This is a genomic window from Tenacibaculum soleae, from assembly GCF_030549005.1.
In the GTDB taxonomy this organism is placed as follows: Bacteria; Bacteroidota; Bacteroidia; order Flavobacteriales; family Flavobacteriaceae; genus Polaribacter; species Polaribacter soleae.
Genome location: NZ_JAUOSW010000001.1, coordinates 480,218 through 502,054 on the forward strand (window position 1 = coordinate 480,218; position 21,837 = coordinate 502,054).

Sequence of the window (21,837 nt, forward strand, 5' to 3'; positions counted from 1 at the left end):
AAATTATGTTTAGTAAAGAAAACAAAAAAACTAGTGAAAACAAAGTGTCAGAAAGAAATATAATAGGAAGAAATACTCAGATAATGGGTGATATCATTTCAGAAGGAGATTTTAGAATTGATGGAACTTTAGAGGGAACAATAAAAACAAACGGAAGAGTTATTATTGGAGAAGCAGGTTTTATAAAAGGTAAAGTAGAGTGTGAAAATGCTGATGTTGAAGGTAAGTTTTCAGGAGAGTTGTTGGTATCTAACACCTTAACAATAAAAACATCTGCTAATATTAATGGAGATGTTGTTATTGGAAAACTTTCGGTAGAGCCTGGAGCATCATTTAATGCAACATGTGCAATGAAGGGCGCTGTAAAGGAGTTAAATAAAGATGAACAAAAAAGAAAAGAAAAAACCGCTTAATAAATTTATTCAGTTTACAGGTATTGCTTTTCAAATGGGTCTAATCATTTATTTGGGTAACTTACTCGGAGAATGGTTAGACCTCTTGTATTCAAATAAAGATAAGTTATATACGAAATTATGCACTTTATTTGCTGTTTTAGGAGCAATGCTTTCTGTAATTATTCAAGTATCAAAAATTTCAAAAGAAAATGATTAAACGAATTTTATATTTAATTTTAACTGTAATTATTTTATTTTTAGTGAGTTATAGTGTGCATGAATATGTTTTAACTTTAAAAGAAGTAAATTTACCATATTCATTACTTTCGATATATATATTCCACGTAATTGCAACAATTATAATATATGTTTCTTTAGAGTTTTTAGCAGATAATTTACCCAATGAAGCTGGTTATGGATATTTAGCTTTTATCTTGTTAAAAATTGGCTTTTTCTTACTAATATTTCAAGACACTGTGTTTGGTGAGGAGAAATTAGTAAAGCTAGAAAAGGTATCTTTAGTGATTCCTTTATTTATATTCCTAGCAACAGAAGCTATTGTTGTTTCAAAGCTGTTGAACAACAAGTAGTTTACTTTAGATGGTTATTTATAAAACAAAGAAAAAACTAAGATAAAAAAACGGTTTGTAGTTTTAATTAAATGTGTACCTTTGCACCGAAATTTACAGACCAAAAACTATATTTAGCAAGGTATGATGGTAGCAAACAAAACTATCAAGTTTATATTGGCTTTAGCCTTAGTATTTACTTCATTAACATCTTTTTCAAAAGATCAAAGCAATCCGCAAAATGATGGTGGAAGAGTTAATACAGAAAAAGAAATTGATGCTTACATTAAGCATCACCTGGCAGATTCTCACGATTTCTCTCTGTTTTCTTATACAAATGATACAAACGAGCGTGTGCATGTAGGTTTTCCTTTACCTGTAATTGTATGGACAAGTAAGGGGTTAAAAACATTTATGTCTTCAAAGTTTCATCATAACGATGACGGAAAATTGATAGTAGATGCGGGAGATGTTAAATTGACTAAAATTCACAGTAAAATTTATGAGTTAAACGAAGGAGCTAATGAGGTGACTTTTGATGAGGCTCATCATGCAACAAATGCACACAAAGTTTTAGATTTTTCAATCACTAAAAGTATTTTTGGAATGTTTTTAGCAGGGTTGTTAATGCTTTTCGGATTTAGATCTTTAGCAAAAGGATACAAAAAAGGTCCGATTCCAACAGGATTTGCTCGTGTTTTAGAGCCTTTAGTTATCTACGTAAGAGATGAAATAGCAAGACCTAATATTGGTGAAAAGCATTACCGTAAATTTATGGGGTTCTTGTTAACTGTCTTTTTCTTTATTTGGATTTTGAATTTATTAGGGTTAACTCCATTAGGGTTTAACGTTACAGGGCAAATAGCTGTGACGGTGTGTTTAGCTTTAATGACTTTCCTAATTGTTCAGTTTAGCGGAAATAAAGATTATTGGAGACATATTTTTTGGATGCCAGGAGTACCTACAGTTATGAAAATTGTTTTAATGCCAATTGAGGTGTTAGGAATGTTTACAAAACCATTTTCATTATTAGTTCGTTTGTTTGCAAATATTACAGCAGGACACTCAGTAGTAATGGGTATTGCAGCATTAATGATTATTTTAAAAGCAAAGTTTGGAACTGCGGGAGCAACCGGAATTTCATTTGTTTTAACCTTATTTTTAACATTAATTGAAGTGTTAGTAGCCTTCTTACAAGCATATATATTTACAATGTTATCATCATTGTTTATAGGTATGGCAGTTGAGGAGCATGATCATCATTAAGGATGATTATTTAGAGTAGAGAATTTGTTTAATTTATATATAAATCAATTATTATGACAGGTCTTAATTTAGTAGGAGCAGGTTTAATCGTAATCGGAGCAGGATTAGGATTAGGTAAAATCGGAGGAAGTGCAATGGAAGCTATCGCACGTCAACCAGAAGCAGCTGGGAAAATCCAGACAGCAATGATTATTATCGGTGCATTATTAGAAGGTTTAGCATTTGGTGCTTTACTTTTAGGATAATAGTATTCGAAAAAAAGTTAATACTCCTGCAACGATTGGTTGCAGGAAGTATTTAAAAAAAAAAATTAAACAAAAAAGTAATAAAATATAATGGGAATATTTAACGATTTTTCAGTTGGGTTGTTTTTTATGCAACTTGTAATTTTAAGTGTATTAATTTTCTTATTGGCAAAATTTGCTTGGAAACCAATATTAAGCTCTTTAAATGATAGAGAAGAAGGTATTCAAAATGCATTAGACGAAGCTGAAAACGCTCGTAAAGAACTTCAAAATTTACAAGCTGATAATGATAAATTATTGAAAGAAGCACGTGCAGAGAGAGATTCAATGTTAAAAGAAGCTCGTGATATTAAAGAAAGTATCATTGCAGAGGCAAAAGAAGAAGCACAAGAGCAAACATCTATTATGATTGAAAACGCTAAAGCAACAATCAAACAAGAACAACAAGCTGCAGTCGCTGAACTAAAAAAGAACGTAGCAGAATTATCAATAGGTATCGCTCAATCTGTTGTTAAAAAAGAATTAACTTCTCAAGGAAATCATTTAAAACTTGTTGAAGAAATGTTAGAAGACGTTACTTTAAATTAAGTCAACCGATGAAAGGAACAAGAACAGCATTACGTTACGCAAAAGCAATATTAAATTTAGCTAAAGAAAACAATAATGACTCTTTAGTAAACGATAATATGAAGTTAATCGTTGAAACTATTGCAGGAAGTAATGATTTAGAAACAATGCTTAAAAGCCCTGTAATTAAAGCTGCAGATAAACGCAAGGTTTTAACTGCACTTTTTGGCGATAAAGTAGATACTATTGTAAAAGGTTTATTTAACTTATTAGAAGAAAATAAACGTATGCTAATGTTAGCATCAATAGCAAAGCAATATTCAATTATTTACGATTACGATAAAAGAATACAAATTGCTAAAGTTACTACCGCAGTAGCTTTAACAAAAACTTTAGAAGATAAAATACAAGCTAAGATTGTAGAAATTACAGGAAATAGTGCTAGTATAGAGAATATAGTAAATCCAAATATTATAGGAGGATTTATTTTACGTGTTGGAGATGTGCAATATGATGCAAGTATCTCTAATCAATTTAATGAATTAAGAAGAGAATTTGACAATAGTCATTACATTCCACAAATTTAATTATACATCAAAAGAAATAAGATGGCAGCAATTAAACCAGCTGAAGTTTCAGCAATTTTAAAGGAACAATTAACAAATTTCGAGTCTAAAGCTTCATTAAATGAAGTAGGTACCGTATTACAAGTAGGTGATGGTATTGCTCGTGTATATGGTTTGTCTAATGTACAATATGGTGAATTAGTAGAATTCGATAACGGACTAGAAGGTATCGTATTAAACTTAGAAGAAGATAATGCAGGTGTTGTATTATTAGGAGCTTCTACATCAGTAAGAGAAGGATCAACTGTAAAACGTACAGAAAGAATTGCTTCTTTAAGAGCAGGTGAAGGTATTGTAGGACGTGTTGTAAACACATTAGGTCAGCCAATTGATGGTAAAGGACCAATTGAAGGAACAACTTATGAAATGCCATTAGAGCGTAGAGCTCCTGGGGTAATTTATAGAGAGCCTGTAACTGAACCAATGCAAACAGGTATTAAGTCTATTGATGCAATGATTCCTGTAGGTCGTGGTCAACGTGAGTTGATCATTGGTGACCGTCAAACTGGTAAATCAACAGTTGCTATTGATACAATCTTAAATCAAAAAGAATTTTATGATGCAGGGCAACCAGTGTACTGTATCTACGTAGCTATCGGTCAGAAAGCTTCAACAGTAGCAGCTATTGCTAATATGTTAGAAGAAAAAGGAGCTTTAGCATATACAACAATCGTTGCTGCAAATGCATCTGATCCTGCACCAATGCAGGTATATGCACCATTTGCAGGAGCTGCAATTGGAGAATATTTCCGTGATACTGGTAGACCAGCTTTAATTGTTTATGATGATTTATCTAAACAAGCAGTTGCTTACCGTGAGGTATCTTTATTATTAAGAAGACCACCGGGACGTGAGGCATACCCTGGAGATGTATTTTACTTACACTCAAGATTATTAGAACGTGCAGCAAAGGTTATCAACGATGATAAAATTGCTGGTGAAATGAACGATTTACCAGATTCTTTAAAAGGAATCGTAAAAGGTGGAGGTTCTTTAACTGCATTACCAATTATTGAAACACAAGCAGGAGACGTTTCAGCATACATTCCAACAAACGTAATTTCGATTACTGATGGACAGATTTTCTTAGAATCAGATTTATTTAATTCAGGAGTTCGTCCAGCAATTAACGTAGGTATTTCAGTATCACGTGTTGGAGGTAACGCTCAAATTAAATCAATGAAAAAAGTATCTGGTACTTTAAAGTTAGATCAAGCTCAGTATCGTGAATTAGAAGCGTTTGCTAAGTTTGGTTCAGATTTAGATGCTGCTACTATGAATGTGATTTCTAAAGGACAACGTAATGTCGAAATTTTAAAACAAGCACAAAACGATCCTTTTACCGTAGAAGATCAGGTTGCAATTATCTATGCAGGTTCTAAAAACTTGTTAAAAGATGTGCCTGTAAACAAGGTAAAAGAATTTGAAAGAGATTATATCGAGTATTTAAATGCAAAGCACAGAGATACTTTAGATACCTTAAAAGCAGGTAAATTAACTAATGAAGTAACAGATGTGTTAACTTCAGCAGCAGCAGAAGTATCTGCTAAATTTTCAGCTTAATAAAAGATTTTAGTATTAAGTATTGAGAGTATTCTCAGTACTTAATACTTAATGCTAAATACTATTTGTATGGCAAACTTAAAAGAAATACGTAACAGAATTACTTCAATTAAATCAACAATGCAGATTACCTCTGCCATGAAAATGGTATCGGCTGCAAAGTTGAAAAAAGCTCAAGATGCAATTACAGCAATGCGCCCGTATTCATCTAAGCTTACTGAATTATTACAAAGCTTAAGTGCTACTTTAGATAGTAATGCTGGCGGAGCATATTCAACACAAAGAGAGGTAAATAAAGTATTACTAGTTACCGTTACTTCAAACAGAGGTTTATGTGGTGGTTTTAACTCATCTATAGTTAAAGAAACTATTAAAACTATTGATAATAAATACAATGGTGTTACTGTTGATTTATTTACCATTGGTAAAAAAGCACACGATATTTTATCAAAAGAATACAAAGTTATAGAAAATAGAAATGATATTTTTGATGACTTAACCTTTGATAATGTAGCTGTAATTGCAGAGCAATTAATGGATTTATATGTAGATGGTTCTTACGATAAAATAGAGCTTGTTTACAATCAATTTAAAAATGCTGCAACACAAATACCACAAGTAGAGCAATTTTTACCAATAGAACCAGTAGAAAGCGATGAAAATGTAAATTTAGATTACATCTTTGAGCCTTCTAAAGAAGAAATTGTATTAGAATTGATTCCAAAGTCTTTAAAAACACAATTATACAAAGCAATTCGCGATTCATTTGCTGCTGAACACGGAGCTCGTATGACTGCAATGCATAAGGCTACAGATAATGCAACTGAATTACGTGACGAATTATTATTAACGTATAATAAAGCACGTCAGGCTGCTATTACCAACGAAATTTTAGAAATTGTTGGTGGTGCAGAAGCATTGAATAATTAAGCAAATAGCAATTATTTTATATTAAAAATCGAATCATGAAAGTGATTCGATTTTTTTTATGTTTAAAATCTTGTTCTAAAACAGTTATTTATTATTCTTTGAAGCTAAAACCTGCTTTCACTACTCGCTTTTTTCATACTTCAAAAGAGCTCAAACAAACCGTTCAATCAGGGCTAAGTTATTTAATTGTGTATATTGTTAATATAAAAACTTCTCTACTTCTTTTTGAATAGCTTTAGCATCAATACCACAAATTTCTTGAAGTTGTTTTATAGTTCCATGATGAAAGAAATTATCAGGAATCCCTAAAACTTTAATTATTCCTTTATATTTTTTTTCAGCAGCATATTCTAAAATACTAGTACCAAATCCACCTTTAATAGTTCCATCTTCAATAGTGATAATAGTATCAAACTTATTGAAAATAATATTTAGTAAACTAACATCTAAAGGTTTTATAAAACGCATATCATAATGCGCAACGGAATCTTTGTTTTTTAACAGATTTGTAGCCTCAGAAACGTTATTAGCAATTGTGCCAACAGAAAGTATAGCGAGTTTGTTTCCATCTTTTAAACAGGTTCCTTTACCTATTTTAATTTTTTTAAACGGAAGTTGCCAATTTTCTAATTTTCCGTATCCTCTAGGGTACCGAATTGCTATCGGTTTTTTTAAACCTAATTGTGCTGTATATAAAATATTTCGCAATTCAATTTCGTTGCGAGGTGCAAAAATTAATAAGTTCGGAATGCAATTTAAATATGCTAAATCAAATACTCCGTGATGCGTAGCACCATCTTCACCAACCAAACCGGCTCTGTCTAAACAAAATACTACGGGTAAATTTTGTAAAGCAACATCATGAATTATTTGATCATAGGCACGTTGTAAAAAGGTAGAGTAAATATTACAAAAAGGAATCATTCCTTGGGTTGCCATACCAGCCGCCAATGTAACAGCGTGTTGTTCGGCAATACCAACATCAAAAGTACGTTCGGGAAATTCATCTAACATTCGCTTTAATGAGCTTCCGGTTAACATTGCAGGTGTAATACCTACAATTTTATCGTTTTTATGTGTTAGTTCAACAATTGTTTTTCCGAAAACATCTTGAAACTTAGTAAATTTACTCGCTTCTTTTGGCAAAACATCTCCAGATATTTTATCAAATTTACCTGGGGCATGATACTTTACTTGATCTTGTTCTGCTTGCCGTAATCCTTTACCTTTAGTTGTAATTACATGTAAAAATTTAGGCCCTTTTACTTGTTTTAAACGTTCTAATTCTGATATAAGTTCATCAAAATTATGCCCATCTATTGGCCCTGAATAATCAAAGTTTAAGGCTTCAAAAATATTATGTTGCTCAATATCTGATCTTGTTGCTTTAATTCTAGTCAAATAATCTTTTAAAGCACCTACAGAAGGGTCGATTCCAATAGCATTGTCGTTTAAAATGACTAATAAGTTGGCATTGGTATCACCCGCATGGTTTAAAGCCTCAAAAGCCATTCCGCTTGCAATAGAAGCATCACCAATAATAGCGATATGATGCTTATCGTTTCCTTGTAGCTTAGAAGCAATTGCCATACCCAAAGCAGCCGAAATTGAAGTTGATGAATGCCCAACCCCAAAAGCATCGTAGGTGCTTTCGCTTCTTTTTGGAAACCCTGAAATACCACCTAGTTGACGATTGGTATGAAAAACATCTTTTCTACCAGTTAAAATTTTATGTCCATAGGCTTGATGACCAACATCCCAAACTAATTGATCGTTTGGAGTATCGAACAAATAATGCAAAGCTATGGTAAGTTCTATTACCCCTAAACTTGCACCTAAATGACCTTCTTTTGTAGCAATTATATCAATAATAAATTCACGTAATTCTTTTGCCAATAAAGGCAATTCATCCGAAGATAATAGCCTTACATCCGAAGGAAAATTTATATTTTGTAATAGCTTTTTTGGCATAGTACAAATGTAATACCTTTTTAAATTCAAAACAGCACCAATACATTGCTAAAAGAGTCAATTTTGTAACTTCGAGTGAATTTTAAGATTGAAATGTATAAAATTTGTATAGAGAAGTAAATTATGTAGAATTTTTAATTATACATCGATACAATTTTTGTGTCTCAAAATTACTCAAGCTCACAAAACCATAGTTTTTTACATGACATTTGTAAAATTTAAAAAGATACTAAAACTTTGTTGTAGCTTTGCTGTATGAGCAAATTGTATTTGGTACCAACACCTATTGGAAATTTAGAAGATATTACCTTAAGAGCACTTAGAATTTTAAAGGAAGTGGATTTTATTTTGGCGGAAGATACGCGTACAAGCGGAAAATTATTAAAGCATTTTGAGATTGCAACACAAATGTACAGTCATCATATGCATAATGAGCATAAATCGGTTGAAGGTGTTTTAAATAGATTGAAAAATGGTGAAACTTGTGCTTTAATTTCTGATGCCGGAACGCCTGCAATTTCTGATCCTGGATTTTTATTAACGCGTGCTTGTGTACAGCAAGATATTGCGGTGGAATGTTTACCGGGCGCTACAGCTTTTGTACCTGCGTTGGTAAATTCTGGTTTACCGAATGATAAATTTGTTTTTGAAGGATTTTTACCCGTAAAAAAAGGACGTCAAACGCGTTTAACTTTTTTATCAGAAGAAAATCGTACGATGATATTTTATGAGAGTCCGCATAAATTATTAAAAACCTTAACGAATTTTAGCGAGTATTTTGGTGAGGACAGACAAATATCAGTTTCTAGAGAATTGACAAAAATGTTTGAAGAAACCAAGCGAGGAACAGTAAAAGAAGTGTTATCATATTATACGGAAAAACCCGCCAAAGGCGAAATTGTGATTGTTGTTGATGGTAAAAAGTAGTTAAATAAGTTTATATTCAGGATAATGTTCTTCAAGTAACTCTTCTGATTTATTTGGAATAACAATTAATGTAATATACCCAACCAACATTGTAAAAACGATTAAAAATGCCGATAACCACCGGCTAAATTCATTCATTTCTGTAAAACCATTATCGTGTGGTAAAAACAAATCATAAGTATAAAATATAATTAACGCTAAGTTTCCTAAACTTTGCTTTAAATAAATGTCTTCTAACAACCATTTTTTACTCGTTAATGCCACTTTTTTATTGATTTTTCTTTTTGACTGAAATATTTTAATAGTATCTAAAAGGATAACTGTAAAAAAGATTCCAGTATAAATATAATATGCATTTGGTATTTGTTGTAGTAAATAAAATAATACAACGATACAAAACGTAAGTATAATTTTAGGCAACATAAACCATTGTTTTACAAAACTTAAAATAAGCTTGAAGTACTTTTTATTTAATTGTACTATTTTTTGATCAACAACATCCATAAACCCAAATATCCCGAATTTTTTAAAAGAGATATCTCTAGCTTGCTCAAAAGATAAGGTTGGACTTTCTTCCCAAATAAGCTCAATATCATTAGCTAAATGATCTACCAATTCGGTTTGTACATCGTAATGCTCAACATAATGTTGACGTGTGAATTTGTATAATTGCTCTATGTTTTGTTCGGTAAGTTTCATGTCTATTAGATTAGATATTTATACTTATTTTCAATATTTTCTTTTTTCGACTCAAAACTTTTAAACAATAAAAATGTTAAGTAAAGAGCTGTTATTTGAATGTATATAAGCCAGTTATTATTAATACTATTTATCCATATTGGTATATATGCTAACCCAGTAAATAATGAAATATATGTTTGCACAAATTTTATATTTCCATATTTTTTAACCAATTTACTCAAAGAAGAAGTGCCTATAAAAAACATAACTAAAGAAAAACCATACAATAAATAAAGAGTATATTCAGTATTATATTGACTTAAGTTAGGTATTAATGTTAGAATTAAAATAAGAATTATTAAGTTTTTAGGATAAATACTAAGCCTTAAAATATCTTTACTTATCGTTTTAACATCGCCCCAAAATCTTCTTTTTACAATTTTTTCATATTTTTTTTGCAGTGCATCTTTTTTACTCAACATGTATTTAACAAAAACGGTTTGAAAGCGTTGATTTTCGAAAAAAGCATCAGTATCACTTACTTTTTCTTCAATTTCGGAAGCAATATGATCAACCATTTCATAACGGATATCAATATATTCAACACCAATTCCTTCTAAAAAATCGTTAATTCTTTTGGTTTGTTCTTGGGTTAGTTGCATAGTTTATAGAGATAATTCTTTTTTCATATTTTCAACTCTAGTAAGTGCTTTTTTGTATGTTTTATACCCAGCATAAGTAGTAACAAATAAGATAGGTATAAATACTATAAAGGCGGTTATTCGAATTTCAGTAGATAAATCTTTTAGAAATTGAATAGGAAGCATCATCATTAAAAAAGCAAAAGAAAAATAACTTACACCATAATCTAGGTTTACTGACCTTCCATACTTTTTAAATAATTGTTTTGCTGTAACAAAAAAGAAAAAAAGCATTGGTGATATTAATAATCCTAAGCTTATTAATTCGAAAATATTGAAAGCAATAAAATTCGAAATAATGTATAACAAAATTGAAAACAGTACATAAATTGTTATGTTTTTAAATGACTTAAAAACAGCTGTAATTTCTGTAAAATATTCTTTTCTATATTTTCTATTGGCGTTTTGCCAGCCTAAAGTATTTACACCAAATAAACCTCCATTCCAATTTAACTTTCTTAGTGATTTTTCTAATTCAACCTTAAAATCATTAGTTGTAGCATTACTTTCCATGTTAGAAACTATATGATCTACCATTTCAATACGTAAATCCCAGTATTTAATACCTCGTTTTTTTAAACGATTATCTATTTGCTGTATTTGTTCGTTAGTTATCTGCATATAGTCTTAATGAATGTTTTTTGATTTTATAATAACTTGCGCTACGTCAACCTGAACCTGTTTCAGGTTCTCATCATAACATGTTGTTTATTATGATGATGTGATTCTGAAATAAATTCAGAATGACGTTCCAATATCATTTATTCTGTTAAATATTGGTATTTCTTATCAATTTTTTCTTTTTGATTCATAAATGTTTTATACAGTAAAAACATTAAATAAATAAAAGTAACATGTATATAAATATTCCATATTTTAACATCTGTTTTTGAAGACATTAGTACAGGGTTATTTATATATAATGGGAAATAAGAAAAGAATGTTAATATTAATGTGTACGACTGTAAGAGTTTTATGTTTCCGTATTTTTTATATGCCCTACTAAATATATAACCGTTATAACAATAGTTAATTAATAGTAATACAAACAAAAAAATTAGTGATTTTTTTTTGTTAAATAAACTTAGAGAATAGGTTAAAACGCCAAAAATTATAAAAATCGCAATATTTTTAATTTTAACAGATTCCCACAATATGTTTTTACTAATCGTTTTAAAATCTCCCCAAAATTTTCTTTTAACTATTTTCTGATACTTTTTTTGCAACGCATCTTTTTTACTCAACATATACTTTACAAAAATGGTTTGAAAGCGTTGGTTTTCAAAAAAAGCATCAGTATCACTTACTTTTTCTTCAATTTCAGATGCAATATGATCAACCATTTCGTAACGGATATCAATATAATCAACACCAATTCCTTCTAAAAAATCGTTAATTTTTTTTGTTTGTTCTTGGGTTAACTCCATCTTACTCCAAGCTAAATTTAGGATTCACCAATTGTTGCATTGTATTTAAAAACTCTTGCATTTCTGATAATTTATTAGCGGTTTCTTTGGTGCCGTTTTCGGTAAGTTTATAATATTTACGTAAACGATTACCAACTTTAGCAACTTCTACATCTAACAAACCTTCGGCTTCTAATTTATGCAAGGCAGGATACAAAGCGCCTTCGGTAATTTTTAATTCCCCTTTGGTAAGTTCTTTTACTTTTTGTGTAATTTCATATCCGTACATTTTATCATTTTGTGCCAATAGCTTTAAAATAATAGTTTGTAACGAACCTTTATATAATTTTTGATTTCCCATAATAAATTCTGTTATACCTAAAAAACTTAGGTATACAAATATACATAATTTTCTTATGTATAAAATTCTTAGGTATTATTTTTATGTTATTCCTAACAAAAGGTTCGTTTACTATTGCTTATTTTTGCGTTTATAAAAAGAATAAATGTCTACATTTCATAAACTAACGATAGAAAAAATAATAAAAGAAACTGCCGACGCTGTTTCTATTTTATTTACAGTTCCTGCCCAATTAAAAGAAGCATACACTTATGTTGCAGGTCAATATATTACCATTAAAACGACCCTGAACGATCAAGAAATTAGAAGAGCTTATTCTATTTGTGCCTCACCAAATTCCAATCAAATTAAGGTTGCAGTTAAGGCGGTAGAAAAAGGAGTTTTTTCTACGTATGCAACTACAAAACTAAAAGAAAACACAATTTTAGAGATTTCTGAACCTGAGGGTAAATTTATATTAGAGCCTACGGCGGATAAAAATTACCTTGCTTTTGCTGCAGGTAGTGGAATTACACCTGTTTTATCAATGATAAAAGCTGTATTAGAAAATGAGCCATCATCAACTTTTACATTAATTTTTGGGAATAAAAAGGCAGAAACTACTATTTTTTACGAAGAGTTAAATGCTTTAGAAGATCAGTATAAACAGCAATTTAATTTACATTATATTTTTAGTAAAGAGGTTAAAAGCAATACCAAATTAGGGCGTATCGATAAAAATAATGTAAATGATATTATAAAAGATATTCATAAAGATATTTCTTTTGATGCTGCTTATTTATGTGGGCCAGAGGCTATGATTAATTTAGTATCTGAAACTTTACAAGAAAACGGATTTAACGAAGAGCAAATCAATTTTGAGTTATTTACCGCAAGCACAACATCTGAAGAAATTCCGCTTACCTATCCTGATGGAAAATCGGAAATTACTGTTTTATTAGATGACGAAGAAACTACTTTTGCGATGGAAAAAACCGATACTATTTTATCGGCTTCTTTGCGTAATAAATTAGATGCTCCATATTCTTGTCAAGGAGGTGTTTGTAGTAGTTGTATTGCTAAAGTTACTGAAGGAAAAGCGGTAATGTCTAAAAATTCTATTTTATCTGATGGTGAATTAGAAGAAGGGTTTATATTAACCTGTATGGCACACCCTACAACCCCGAAAGTAGTAGTTGATTTTGATGATGTTTAGTAGTTAATATATATTAACATCTGTATAGTATATAATTTTTAACGTCATTCCGAATTTATTTCGGAATCTCATTACATAACTAAACAATGATTTGTGATGAGAACCTGAAACAAGTTCAGGTTGACGAATGGAGTTTGTCATTTATTACAAATAGTCATAAACACATATTTAATAATGGATTTTTACGATTTTAAAAACGCTTTTTTAGTAGGAGTTTTTATGGCTTTTATGATTGGGCCAGTATTTTTTATGCTCTTAAAAACAAGTGTTTTAAAAGGTGCAAGAGCAGCTATAGCTTTTGATATAGGAGTAATTTTAGGAGATATTTCTTTTATGTTAATAGCCTATTTTGGTAGTAGAAGTTTGTTAGAAAAAATAAAAGACGACCCTAGATTATTTTTAATTGGAGGCTTGATACTTATTGTTTATGGCTTAATAACATATTTAGATAAAAACAATAAAAAGGAAACCGAAGCACCTGATGTAACTTTACCAGAAAGTAATAATTATTTTAAATTATTTTTAAAAGGTTTCTTTTTAAACTTTATAAATATTGGAGTATTGGCTTTTTGGTTAGGTTTAATTGTTGTTATTGGACCTACCTATGACATGAATCCAAGGTATTTATTTTGGTATTTTGCAACTGTAATTTTAGGATATGCATTTACCGATTTAGGCAAAATTTTACTAGCAAAACAGCTAAAAAGTAAATTAACCCCGTTGGTTATTTATAGAATAAAACGAGGTATGGGAGTTTTACTAATTGTTTTCGGAGCTGTTTTAATGCTAAAAGGTTTTATTCCTAAAGAAAAAATTGACGATTTATTAGATAGCGTTAAAATTGAACATTCGGCTAAAAACCAATAATCATTTTAGCAATCCAAAAGTAAATAAGAATTCCAAAAATATCATTACTCGTTGTAATAAAAGGTCCTGTTGCAATAGCAGGATCAATACCTCTTTTATCTAGAAATAATGGAATAAAAGTACCGATTAAACCGGCTACAATTATTACTACAAAAAGCGAAATAGAAATAGCGGTAGCAACATTTAAATCTTGCTCTGTTGCAAAAATAAAGAAGAACAATAAAATAGCTAAAGCCAATCCGTTTACCATTGCTAATGATACTTCTTTTAATAATCGGTCGGTAATACTACCTTTAACATCATCATTTGCTAAACCCTGTACAATAATTGCTGATGATTGAACCCCTACATTACCTGCCATGGCAGCGATTAAAGGTGTAAACATAAATAAAATTGCATTTTCAGATATGGCATCTTCAAAAAAGCCCATAATACTTGCGGCTCCAACACCACCAATTAACCCTAAAAATAACCAAGGCAAACGTGCTCTTGTAAGTTCTAAAATGGTATCATCAGCTTCTACATCTTGTGTAATACCGGCTGCTAATTGGTAATCTTTATCAGCTTCTTCCTTTATCACATCAACAATATCATCAATGGTAATACGTCCAACCAAAACTCCTAATTCATCAACAACAGGAATGGCTTCTAAATCGTATTTACGCATGATGTTAGCAACGTCTTCGGCTTCATCGGTAACAGTAACAAAATCTACTTTTGGTATGTATACATCGGCAATTGTTGCTTTAGCCTCAGCCATTAATAAGTCTTTTAAAGATAAACGACCTTTTAATTTTCCACTATTATCAATAACGTAAATTGAATGTACTCTGGTAACTTCTTCGGCCTGAATACGCATTTCTTTTACACAACGAGGCACCGACCAGTTTTCGTTAACTTTTACTAATTCTTTAGCCATTAATCCACCTGCAGAATCTTCGTCGTAGCGTAATAACTCTACAATTTCTTTGGCATGTTCATCATCTTCAATTTCTTGCATTACAGCTTTTTTCCTTTTTTCAGGAAGTTCAGCAATAACATCGGCAGCATCATCAGTGTCAAGCTCATCAATTTCTTCCGCAATTTCTTTGGCGGTTAGTTGTTCTAGTATTTTTTCTCGAACATCATCATCAACATCCATTAATACTTCGGCAGTGGTTTCACTGTCTAATAAACGGATGATGTAAACGGCTTCATCAAAGGATAACTCGTCTAATATTTCAGCAATATCAGCATGGTGCATGCCGTTAAATAATTGATTAAGCGCATCGTTATTTTTATTTTCGATGTACTGTGTTACATTATTTAGAAGTTCTTGGGTGATTTCAAATGCCATCTATTGTGATTTTATTGGATAACCGATATTTGAATATTAAAATTCAAAAATACTACATTTTATTTCGAATAAGCTTTACTTATTGTCTTCAGAAATTTTTCTTGTTAATTCAATAAAGCGCTCAACAGAAAGTTGTTCTGGACGCATGGTAAAAATAGGATCTTCTTTTAAAATATCTGAAAGGTTGAAAGATTTTAAACTAGATCGCAACATTTTTCTTCGTTGATTAAAGGCTGTTTTTACGACTCTAAAAAATAACTTTTCATCAACAGGTAAGGTGTAATTTTCTTTTCTGATAAGTCTAATAACACCCGAATCTACCTTTGGTGGTGGATTAAATACTGTTGGCGGAACGGTAAATAAATATTCAACATCATAGAAAGCTTGTGTTAAAACAGACATGATTCCGTATACTTTACTTCCTTCTTTTTCAGCAATTCTTTTAGCTACTTCCTTTTGAAACATTCCAGAAAATTCAGGAACAAACTCCCTGTTTTCAATTGCTTTAAAAACAATTTGAGTTGAAATATTGTAAGGGAAATTACCAATAATAGCAACTTGTTGTTGTTTAAAAGTATCTACAATGTTTTTTTTAAGAAAATCACCTTCAATAATTGTAAAGTTATCTTTGGTAGTGTTTAGTTTTATGTGTTCTAACGGAAAAGTATCATGTAAATATTCTACTGATTCAGAATCGAGTTCCATTACCGTTACTTTTGGTTTTTTAGCTAACAAGTATTTTGTTAAAACTCCCATTCCTGGACCAATTTCTAAAACATTATCATAGCCATTTTCAGTTAACGAATCGGCTATTTTTTTTGCGATGTTTTCATCGGTTAAAAAATGTTGTCCTAAATGTTTTTTTGCTTTTACGGTCATGGTTTTTATGCTAAAAGATTTTACTTTGGGGAAATTAATAACAATTAATATATACGTTAACCTGAACTTATTTCAGGTTATCATCATAATACACTATTTATTATAAAAATATAATTCCGAAATAAATTCAGAATGACGTGCTGACACTATAATAATAGATGTTTTTTAATTACTAGCTACCGCAGGAAAAAACTCTTTAACTATTTTTAATTCGGTACGAAAGGCTAACATTTTATCTGCAAATTTTTGCATGCCCGCAATACGAAGTTTTTCAGCATCATTTTTATAATAGTTATCTAAATTTTCACGAGTTTTAGCTGTGTATTGAACAGAGTAAGTTACGCCACCCATTTCTTCTTCAACTAAAACCTGTGTCATTTTTGCGCTTAAAAAATGGCCAGTTGCTAAAACTTCAGGAATATGATTTTCCATCCAAATTAACCATTCGTTATGAATGCTTTCGTCTATATTTATAGTTACATTGTATATATACATTTTGTTATTTAATGTAAAGATGTAGCAATTATATAATATAGCAATAATTGCTATACTAACTTATTGGTACATTGATTAATTAATTAGGTCGCCTCTTAGTTTTCTAAACTTTTTACGAGCATCTACTAAATAGATGCTTGAAGCGTGGTCAAAAATAATCTTTTGATAGTATTCTTTAGCCTTTTCGAGCTTATTTAATTTTATGTTATACAATTCGGCTAATTGATAATATACATCATCAATATAAATTCCTTTTGTATCTAAAGCAATTATTTTCTCATAGTTCAAAATTGCTTCATCGTACTTTTTTAATTTTGACAATAACGTTGCTTTTTTATACAAAGCTTCGTCTTCAATAGGCTGCCCTTTGTACTTTGTAATAACTTCGTTTAAAAGACTAATTGCTTGCTCGTTTTTATTTTGGAAGGCTAATAAATCGGCCTTTGCGTATTCTTCTAAGCCTGAAGCAATGCTATCTTTTGGTTGATTGTCTGAAATTGTTAAAAACAAATTTGCCGCGTCGTTAGCAATTAATTGTGTTGCTGATCCTTTTAATACTTTTAGCTGTGCTTTTGCCCATTTAAAATCATTTTTAAAATAAGAGGTTTGTGCAACTTTAAAACGTGCTTCTTGACCTATATAATGATTTTTGAAGAGTGTTTGAACTTGAGAAAAGTAAATTAACCCCTTGTTAAACTTATCCATATAAACAAAAACATCACCAAGTTTAAGTTTTATAGTAGCTTTTATAAACTTTGAATTGGTAAAGTTTAATGCATTTTTTAAAATAGCAGATGCTTCTTTTGGATTGTTCTTTGTAAAAGTTAAGTAATTGGCATATTCCACCTGTGTAAAAAGAGTTTTAGAATTAATTCCATACTCTTTGAAGATGGAATTAAAACGTTCATCTACATCAGGTTGTTTTATATCAATTGCTATTTTTAAGTTGTTGTTTATGGCATTGAACTTATCTCTTGGATAATTTGTTTTCTCAATAATAAGATCAAAACACTTCTTTGCAGTTTCATAGTCTTTATTCTTTAGAGCTATTTTACCTAAATCATTAATTTTACCTAAATTATCTGGGTTTCTTGCAAGTAGTGCCTTGTTTTGGATAAGGGCTTTGTTGTATTGTTTTTGTTTTACAAATAACCAAGCTAATAAGTCGTTCCAAATATCCTTAGGATTACTGATAGATTTTCGTAATAATGCTTTTTTAAATAAAATATTATTTTCATTTTCGGCATCATCATTAATGTATTTACTAGTATAACGTTTTACATTATTAAGATATTTTTCGTTTTTATCAACTAAATTAATGTATGAAGCAAACATTTTAGGGAAATCGCCTTTTTCACCATGAATTTGTGCTAATTGAAAACCATAATTTGCTTTCGGATTATTAGTCATTATTTTATTATAGGCTTCAATTGCAAAATCTAATTTGTTGTAGTTTTTAAAAAGATTGGCAATAACGTTTCCATATTTTCCTTTCTTATTTAATGATTTTAAAGCTATTTGATAATTTTTAGTAGCTTCAATATCGTTTTGTTGGCGCTCATAATTATACCCTTTTATAACATTAAGGTAGGTTAAATCGGGTTTTTCTTTTATTTTTTTTGATAAAAAATTTTCGGCAATTAAAAACTGTTCAGTTTCTTGATAACAAGTAATAAGTCTTACTAAATAGGTGTTATTATAAGGATTTTTATTGTTTAATTGTTTGTAAAGTTGAATTGCTTTTTCATATTCATTATTTCTATAATAATTTTCAGCAAGTATATATTCATTTCGTTGCGCGTTACAAAACAAGCTAAATATGAGTAAATTAAATAGGATAATGATTTTTTTCATCTATCAAAAATAGGGAAGAAAATTGTTAAAATTGTATTAAAAGAGCTCCTTTTTTAGAAAGTCTTGTAACATTTTGGCACGAACTTTGTCTTACTTATAACAAGACCAAACAATTTATACTATGAGAAACTTAAACATACAATATCAGATAGCTAAGAATAATGCAGATCAGTTTATGAAAAACGGTCAAATAACAAAGTATTTTGAAGCATTATTAGAAATGAATAAATATAAAAGGTTAATGGTGGCTGTTGTTGCCAATTAAATAAAATTAATTCATTTTGAAGGGTGAATTACTAAAAATGCCAAGCTTCTTAATTGAAACTTGGCATTTTTTATTTTTAATATCATTCTGAATTTATTTCAGAATCTTATAAACGATTTCTGTTAATGTAAATCTAAAACAAGTTTAGGTTTAGTACTTTAGTCAATCATATCAAAACCACAATAAGGTATTAATACTTCAGGAATTTTAATTCCATCAGCAGTTTGATAATTTTCTAAAATTCCAGCTAAAACTCTCGGTAACGCTAATGAACTTCCGTTTAGTGTATGTACTAATTGACTTTTACCTTCTTTGTTTTTAAAACGTAATTTTAATCTGTTAGCCTGAAAAGTTTCAAAATTTGAAGCCGAACTAATTTCTAACCAACGCTCTTGCGCTGTTGAGTACAATTCAAAATCAAAAGTTAAGGCTGAGGTAAAACCAGTATCGCCACCACACAAGCGTAAAATACGATATGGTAATTTTAACTCGCGTAAAATATCTTTAATATGCTCAACCATTCCGTTTAAAGCTTGGTATGAATTATCAGGATGCTCTACACGAACAATTTCTACTTTATCAAATTGATGTAATCTGTTTAAGCCACGAACATGTGCACCGTAACTACCTGCTTCACGACGAAAACATGGTGTGTAACCCGTATATTTAATAGGTAAATCAGCTTCTTTTACCAAATCATTTCTATGAATATTGGTAATTGGTACTTCACCTGTTGGAATTAAATATAAATCATCAATGGTAGCATGATACATTTGGCCTTCTTTATCTGGTAATTGCCCAGTTGCAATACCTGAAGCTTCGTTTACCAAATGCGGAACTTGCATTTCTTTATAACCAGCATCTGTATTTTTATCTAAAAAATAGTTGATTAATGCACGTTGTAAACGTGCACCTTTACCTTTATAAACAGGAAAACCTGCTCCTGTAATTTTAGTTCCTAACTCAAAATCTATAATATCGTATTTTTTTGCTAGTTCCCAATGCGGTAAAGCATTGTCACCTAAATCAGGAATAATTCCTTCACTAAAAACTTTCTCATTGTCTTCTTCGTTCTTTCCTGCTTTTACTGATGCATGCGGAACATTTGGAATTTGATATAATAAGTCTTGTAGTTTAGAAGTTGTAAGATTTAAATCTTCCGTTAATTGCTTAGATTCTTCTTTTAACTGTCCTGTTTTTTCTTTTAAAAGGTTTGCTTTTTGAACCTCACCAGATTTAAAAAGACCGCCAATTTCTTTGGATATTTTATTAGATTCAGCCAATATATTATCTAAAGAAACTTGTGTAGCTCTACGAGTTTCATCAAAAGTTAATACATCGTTAATAATTGTTTCGGCATCTGCAAAATTACGTTTTGCTAATCCGTCTAAAACAGTTTGTTTGTTTTCTCTAATAAACTGAACCTGTAACATCTTTTTAAATTTTTAAGAATCGCAAAGATATAAGAAGTAGTAGACTTTGGCAATGTATTATTTAGACTATATTTTTTCAAGTCGTATAAAAAAATCTAACATAGTTATATTAAAGTAATCACATATTTTGTGAAGCGTAAATATAGTTACATTAGTTTTCCTTGTTCAATTTTTGCTAAATGAATGCCTTTATCAATATAAAAATCATTCAAAGTAATATTATATTCATCACGCAATGTTTTTAAACAAAGCGCTCTTTTTTTTTGAGTTATTTTATCTTTTTAAAAAATTAATAGCGGTTTCTTCGTCTTTTTTTAATTGAATAACTAAATCATTTACTGAATTGAATTTTTGCTCATCTCTTAAAAAATATAACAATTCAATGGTAAGCGTTTGATTGTATAAGTTGGCGTTGAAATTAAAAAAATGAACTTCAATGGTTTGATGATTTCCGTTAACTGTTGGTCGGTTACCAATATTCATCATGCCGAATATAGTACTGTTATCAATTATAGACTGTACAATATAAACTCCTGTTTTAGGAATTAATTTATAGGTTTCTAAAACATTAATATTTGCGGTTGGAAACCCAATTTGTCCACCTAATTGTTTTCCATTAACTACTTTACCCGTTAATGAAAAATTATACCCTAAATAATTATTTGCCGTTTTTAGTTGTCCGCTAGCAAGGGCTTTTCTAATTTTAGTTGAACTCACAGAAACTTCATCAATATCTTGTGCAGGGATTTCTTCGACTGTAAAGTCATATAAATGAGAATATTCGGTTAATTGCTCAATATTACCTTCACGGTTTTTACCAAAATGATGATCATAGCCAATAATTAATTTCGATGTGTTTAGTTGATTAACTAAAACATCACGAACAAAATCTAAAGCGGTAAGCCTTGAAAACTCTTTACTAAAAGGGTGAATAATTAAATAATCTAACCCTAGTTTTTTCAGGTATTGTGCGCGTTCATCAATCGTGTTAATCAGTTTTATAGATAAATCTTTCTGTAAAACCATCCGCGGATGCGGAAAAAAAGTTAATAAAACAGCTTTTTTATTTGTTTTTTTAGCTTCGTCAACCAATTCTTTTATGATTTTTTGATGCCCAATATGCACCCCATCAAAAGTACCAATAGTAACTATTGTTTTTTGGGTTGGAGTAAAATCGAAAATAGAGTGAATAACTTTCAAAGTAGTACAAAATTTAAGCAAAAATACAATTTGTAAAAGACCTTAAATACAATTTGTTAAAATAAACTTATAAAATCATGAAAATGATAATAAAAATCAATTAAA

At 30.1% G+C, this 21,837-nt stretch carries 25 protein-coding genes; 13 read left to right on the top strand and 12 right to left on the bottom strand.

All coding sequences use genetic code 11. The annotated features are described in order from the left end of the window. Positions 1–5 precede the first annotated feature (5 nt). The 9 genes from Q4586_RS02155 (at position 6) to atpG (ending at position 6,161) form a co-directional block, all read left to right on the top strand. Positions 6–413 carry a bactofilin family protein gene (locus Q4586_RS02155; RefSeq protein WP_068702198.1) on the top strand — a complete coding sequence of 136 codons (408 nt, stop codon included), beginning with the start codon at positions 6–8 and terminating at the stop codon, positions 411–413. Further along, positions 382–612: an AtpZ/AtpI family protein gene (locus Q4586_RS02160; protein ID WP_068702200.1), complete on the top strand. Its 231-nt coding sequence runs from the start codon at positions 382–384 to the stop codon at positions 610–612. The genes Q4586_RS02155 and Q4586_RS02160 overlap by 32 nt, the downstream gene beginning before the upstream one ends. Then, on the top strand, positions 605–985 hold the full coding sequence (locus Q4586_RS02165; protein WP_303525923.1) for a DUF6168 family protein: 381 nt from the start codon (positions 605–607) through the stop codon (positions 983–985). Before Q4586_RS02160 ends, Q4586_RS02165 begins: the two co-directional genes overlap by 8 nt. Before the next feature lie 123 nt (positions 986–1,108). Further along, on the top strand, positions 1,109–2,230 hold the full coding sequence (gene atpB / locus Q4586_RS02170; protein WP_303525925.1) for a F0F1 ATP synthase subunit A: 1,122 nt from the start codon (positions 1,109–1,111) through the stop codon (positions 2,228–2,230). A 53-nt stretch (positions 2,231–2,283) separates the two neighbouring features. Next, positions 2,284–2,475, top strand: a complete 192-nt coding sequence (gene atpE / locus Q4586_RS02175; protein WP_068702206.1) for an ATP synthase F0 subunit C — start codon at positions 2,284–2,286, stop codon at positions 2,473–2,475. Positions 2,476–2,565: 90 nt separating this feature from the next. Next, positions 2,566–3,063, top strand: coding sequence for a F0F1 ATP synthase subunit B (locus Q4586_RS02180; RefSeq protein ID WP_068702208.1), 498 nt, complete (start codon positions 2,566–2,568; stop codon positions 3,061–3,063). An 8-nt stretch (positions 3,064–3,071) separates the two neighbouring features. Beyond that, positions 3,072–3,629 carry an ATP synthase F1 subunit delta gene (gene atpH, locus Q4586_RS02185; RefSeq protein WP_303525929.1) on the top strand — a complete coding sequence of 186 codons (558 nt, stop codon included), beginning with the start codon at positions 3,072–3,074 and terminating at the stop codon, positions 3,627–3,629. A gap of 21 nt (positions 3,630–3,650) precedes the next feature. Continuing rightward, on the top strand, positions 3,651–5,231 hold the full coding sequence (gene atpA / locus Q4586_RS02190) for a F0F1 ATP synthase subunit alpha (protein ID WP_068702212.1): 1,581 nt from the start codon (positions 3,651–3,653) through the stop codon (positions 5,229–5,231). A gap of 69 nt (positions 5,232–5,300) precedes the next feature. Continuing rightward, on the top strand, positions 5,301–6,161 hold the full coding sequence (gene atpG / locus Q4586_RS02195; protein ID WP_068702214.1) for an ATP synthase F1 subunit gamma: 861 nt from the start codon (positions 5,301–5,303) through the stop codon (positions 6,159–6,161). A gap of 198 nt (positions 6,162–6,359) precedes the next feature. Here the strand turns inward: atpG and dxs are convergent, their stop codons facing one another. Continuing rightward, positions 6,360–8,132, bottom strand: coding sequence for a 1-deoxy-D-xylulose-5-phosphate synthase (dxs, locus tag Q4586_RS02200; protein ID WP_303525933.1), 1,773 nt, complete (start codon positions 8,130–8,132; stop codon positions 6,360–6,362). 255 nt (positions 8,133–8,387) lie between these two features. Between dxs and rsmI the strand changes: the two genes are divergently transcribed. Further along, positions 8,388–9,059: a 16S rRNA (cytidine(1402)-2'-O)-methyltransferase gene (rsmI, locus tag Q4586_RS02205; protein ID WP_068702218.1), complete on the top strand. Its 672-nt coding sequence runs from the start codon at positions 8,388–8,390 to the stop codon at positions 9,057–9,059. On the opposite strand, the gene Q4586_RS02210 is transcribed toward rsmI, so the two are convergent. From Q4586_RS02210 to Q4586_RS02230, 5 genes are all read right to left on the bottom strand, one after another. Beyond that, the gene (locus Q4586_RS02210; RefSeq protein ID WP_303525936.1) at positions 9,060–9,758 is read right to left on the bottom strand and encodes a hypothetical protein; all 699 of its coding nucleotides are present in this window, start codon (positions 9,756–9,758) and stop codon (positions 9,060–9,062) included. A 5-nt stretch (positions 9,759–9,763) separates the two neighbouring features. Beyond that, positions 9,764–10,402: a hypothetical protein gene (locus tag Q4586_RS02215; protein WP_068702222.1), complete on the bottom strand. Its 639-nt coding sequence runs from the start codon at positions 10,400–10,402 to the stop codon at positions 9,764–9,766. 3 nt (positions 10,403–10,405) lie between these two features. Next, positions 10,406–11,062, bottom strand: coding sequence for a hypothetical protein (locus tag Q4586_RS02220; protein WP_068702224.1), 657 nt, complete (start codon positions 11,060–11,062; stop codon positions 10,406–10,408). Positions 11,063–11,202: 140 nt separating this feature from the next. After that, entirely contained in the window at positions 11,203–11,868 is a 666-nt protein-coding gene (locus tag Q4586_RS02225) for a hypothetical protein (protein WP_303525939.1), read from the bottom strand. Between the two features lies 1 nt (position 11,869). Further along, positions 11,870–12,208, bottom strand: a complete 339-nt coding sequence (locus Q4586_RS02230; protein WP_068702228.1) for a PadR family transcriptional regulator — start codon at positions 12,206–12,208, stop codon at positions 11,870–11,872. Positions 12,209–12,353: 145 nt separating this feature from the next. Here Q4586_RS02230 and Q4586_RS02235 point away from each other — a divergent pair, with 145 nt between their 5' ends. Both Q4586_RS02235 and Q4586_RS02240 read left to right on the top strand, forming a co-directional pair. Beyond that, entirely contained in the window at positions 12,354–13,403 is a 1,050-nt protein-coding gene (locus tag Q4586_RS02235) for a ferredoxin--NADP reductase (RefSeq protein ID WP_068702230.1), read from the top strand. Positions 13,404–13,577: 174 nt separating this feature from the next. Continuing rightward, positions 13,578–14,270 carry a LysE family translocator gene (locus tag Q4586_RS02240; protein ID WP_303525946.1) on the top strand — a complete coding sequence of 231 codons (693 nt, stop codon included), beginning with the start codon at positions 13,578–13,580 and terminating at the stop codon, positions 14,268–14,270. Here Q4586_RS02240 and mgtE read toward each other — a convergent pair. The 4 genes from mgtE to Q4586_RS02260 form a co-directional block, all read right to left on the bottom strand. Beyond that, positions 14,257–15,606: a magnesium transporter gene (gene mgtE, locus Q4586_RS02245; protein ID WP_068702235.1), complete on the bottom strand. Its 1,350-nt coding sequence runs from the start codon at positions 15,604–15,606 to the stop codon at positions 14,257–14,259. The genes Q4586_RS02240 and mgtE overlap by 14 nt on opposite strands. Positions 15,607–15,681: 75 nt before the next feature. Further along, positions 15,682–16,485 (bottom strand): 16S rRNA (adenine(1518)-N(6)/adenine(1519)-N(6))-dimethyltransferase RsmA, encoded by an 804-nt coding sequence (gene rsmA / locus Q4586_RS02250; protein WP_068702237.1) that lies wholly within the window; start codon positions 16,483–16,485, stop codon positions 15,682–15,684. Positions 16,486–16,650: 165 nt separating this feature from the next. Continuing rightward, a complete protein-coding gene (locus Q4586_RS02255) occupies positions 16,651–16,980 on the bottom strand; it encodes a DUF4286 family protein (RefSeq protein ID WP_303525950.1) in 330 nt (109 codons plus the stop codon). Positions 16,981–17,055: 75 nt separating this feature from the next. Next, positions 17,056–18,834 carry a tetratricopeptide repeat protein gene (locus Q4586_RS02260; protein ID WP_303525951.1) on the bottom strand — a complete coding sequence of 593 codons (1,779 nt, stop codon included), beginning with the start codon at positions 18,832–18,834 and terminating at the stop codon, positions 17,056–17,058. A 121-nt stretch (positions 18,835–18,955) separates the two neighbouring features. On the opposite strand from Q4586_RS02260, the gene Q4586_RS02265 reads away from it, so the two are divergent. Then, complete coding sequence (locus tag Q4586_RS02265) at positions 18,956–19,099, top strand: hypothetical protein (RefSeq protein WP_176714945.1); 144 nt, start codon at positions 18,956–18,958, stop codon at positions 19,097–19,099. A 158-nt stretch (positions 19,100–19,257) separates the two neighbouring features. On the opposite strand, the gene serS is transcribed toward Q4586_RS02265, so the two are convergent. Both serS and Q4586_RS02275 read right to left on the bottom strand, forming a co-directional pair. Then, a complete protein-coding gene (serS, locus tag Q4586_RS02270; protein ID WP_303525953.1) occupies positions 19,258–20,532 on the bottom strand; it encodes a serine--tRNA ligase in 1,275 nt (424 codons plus the stop codon). A gap of 273 nt (positions 20,533–20,805) precedes the next feature. Then, the gene (locus tag Q4586_RS02275; RefSeq protein ID WP_303525955.1) at positions 20,806–21,732 is read right to left on the bottom strand and encodes a bifunctional riboflavin kinase/FAD synthetase; all 927 of its coding nucleotides are present in this window, start codon (positions 21,730–21,732) and stop codon (positions 20,806–20,808) included. Positions 21,733–21,837 lie beyond the last annotated feature (105 nt).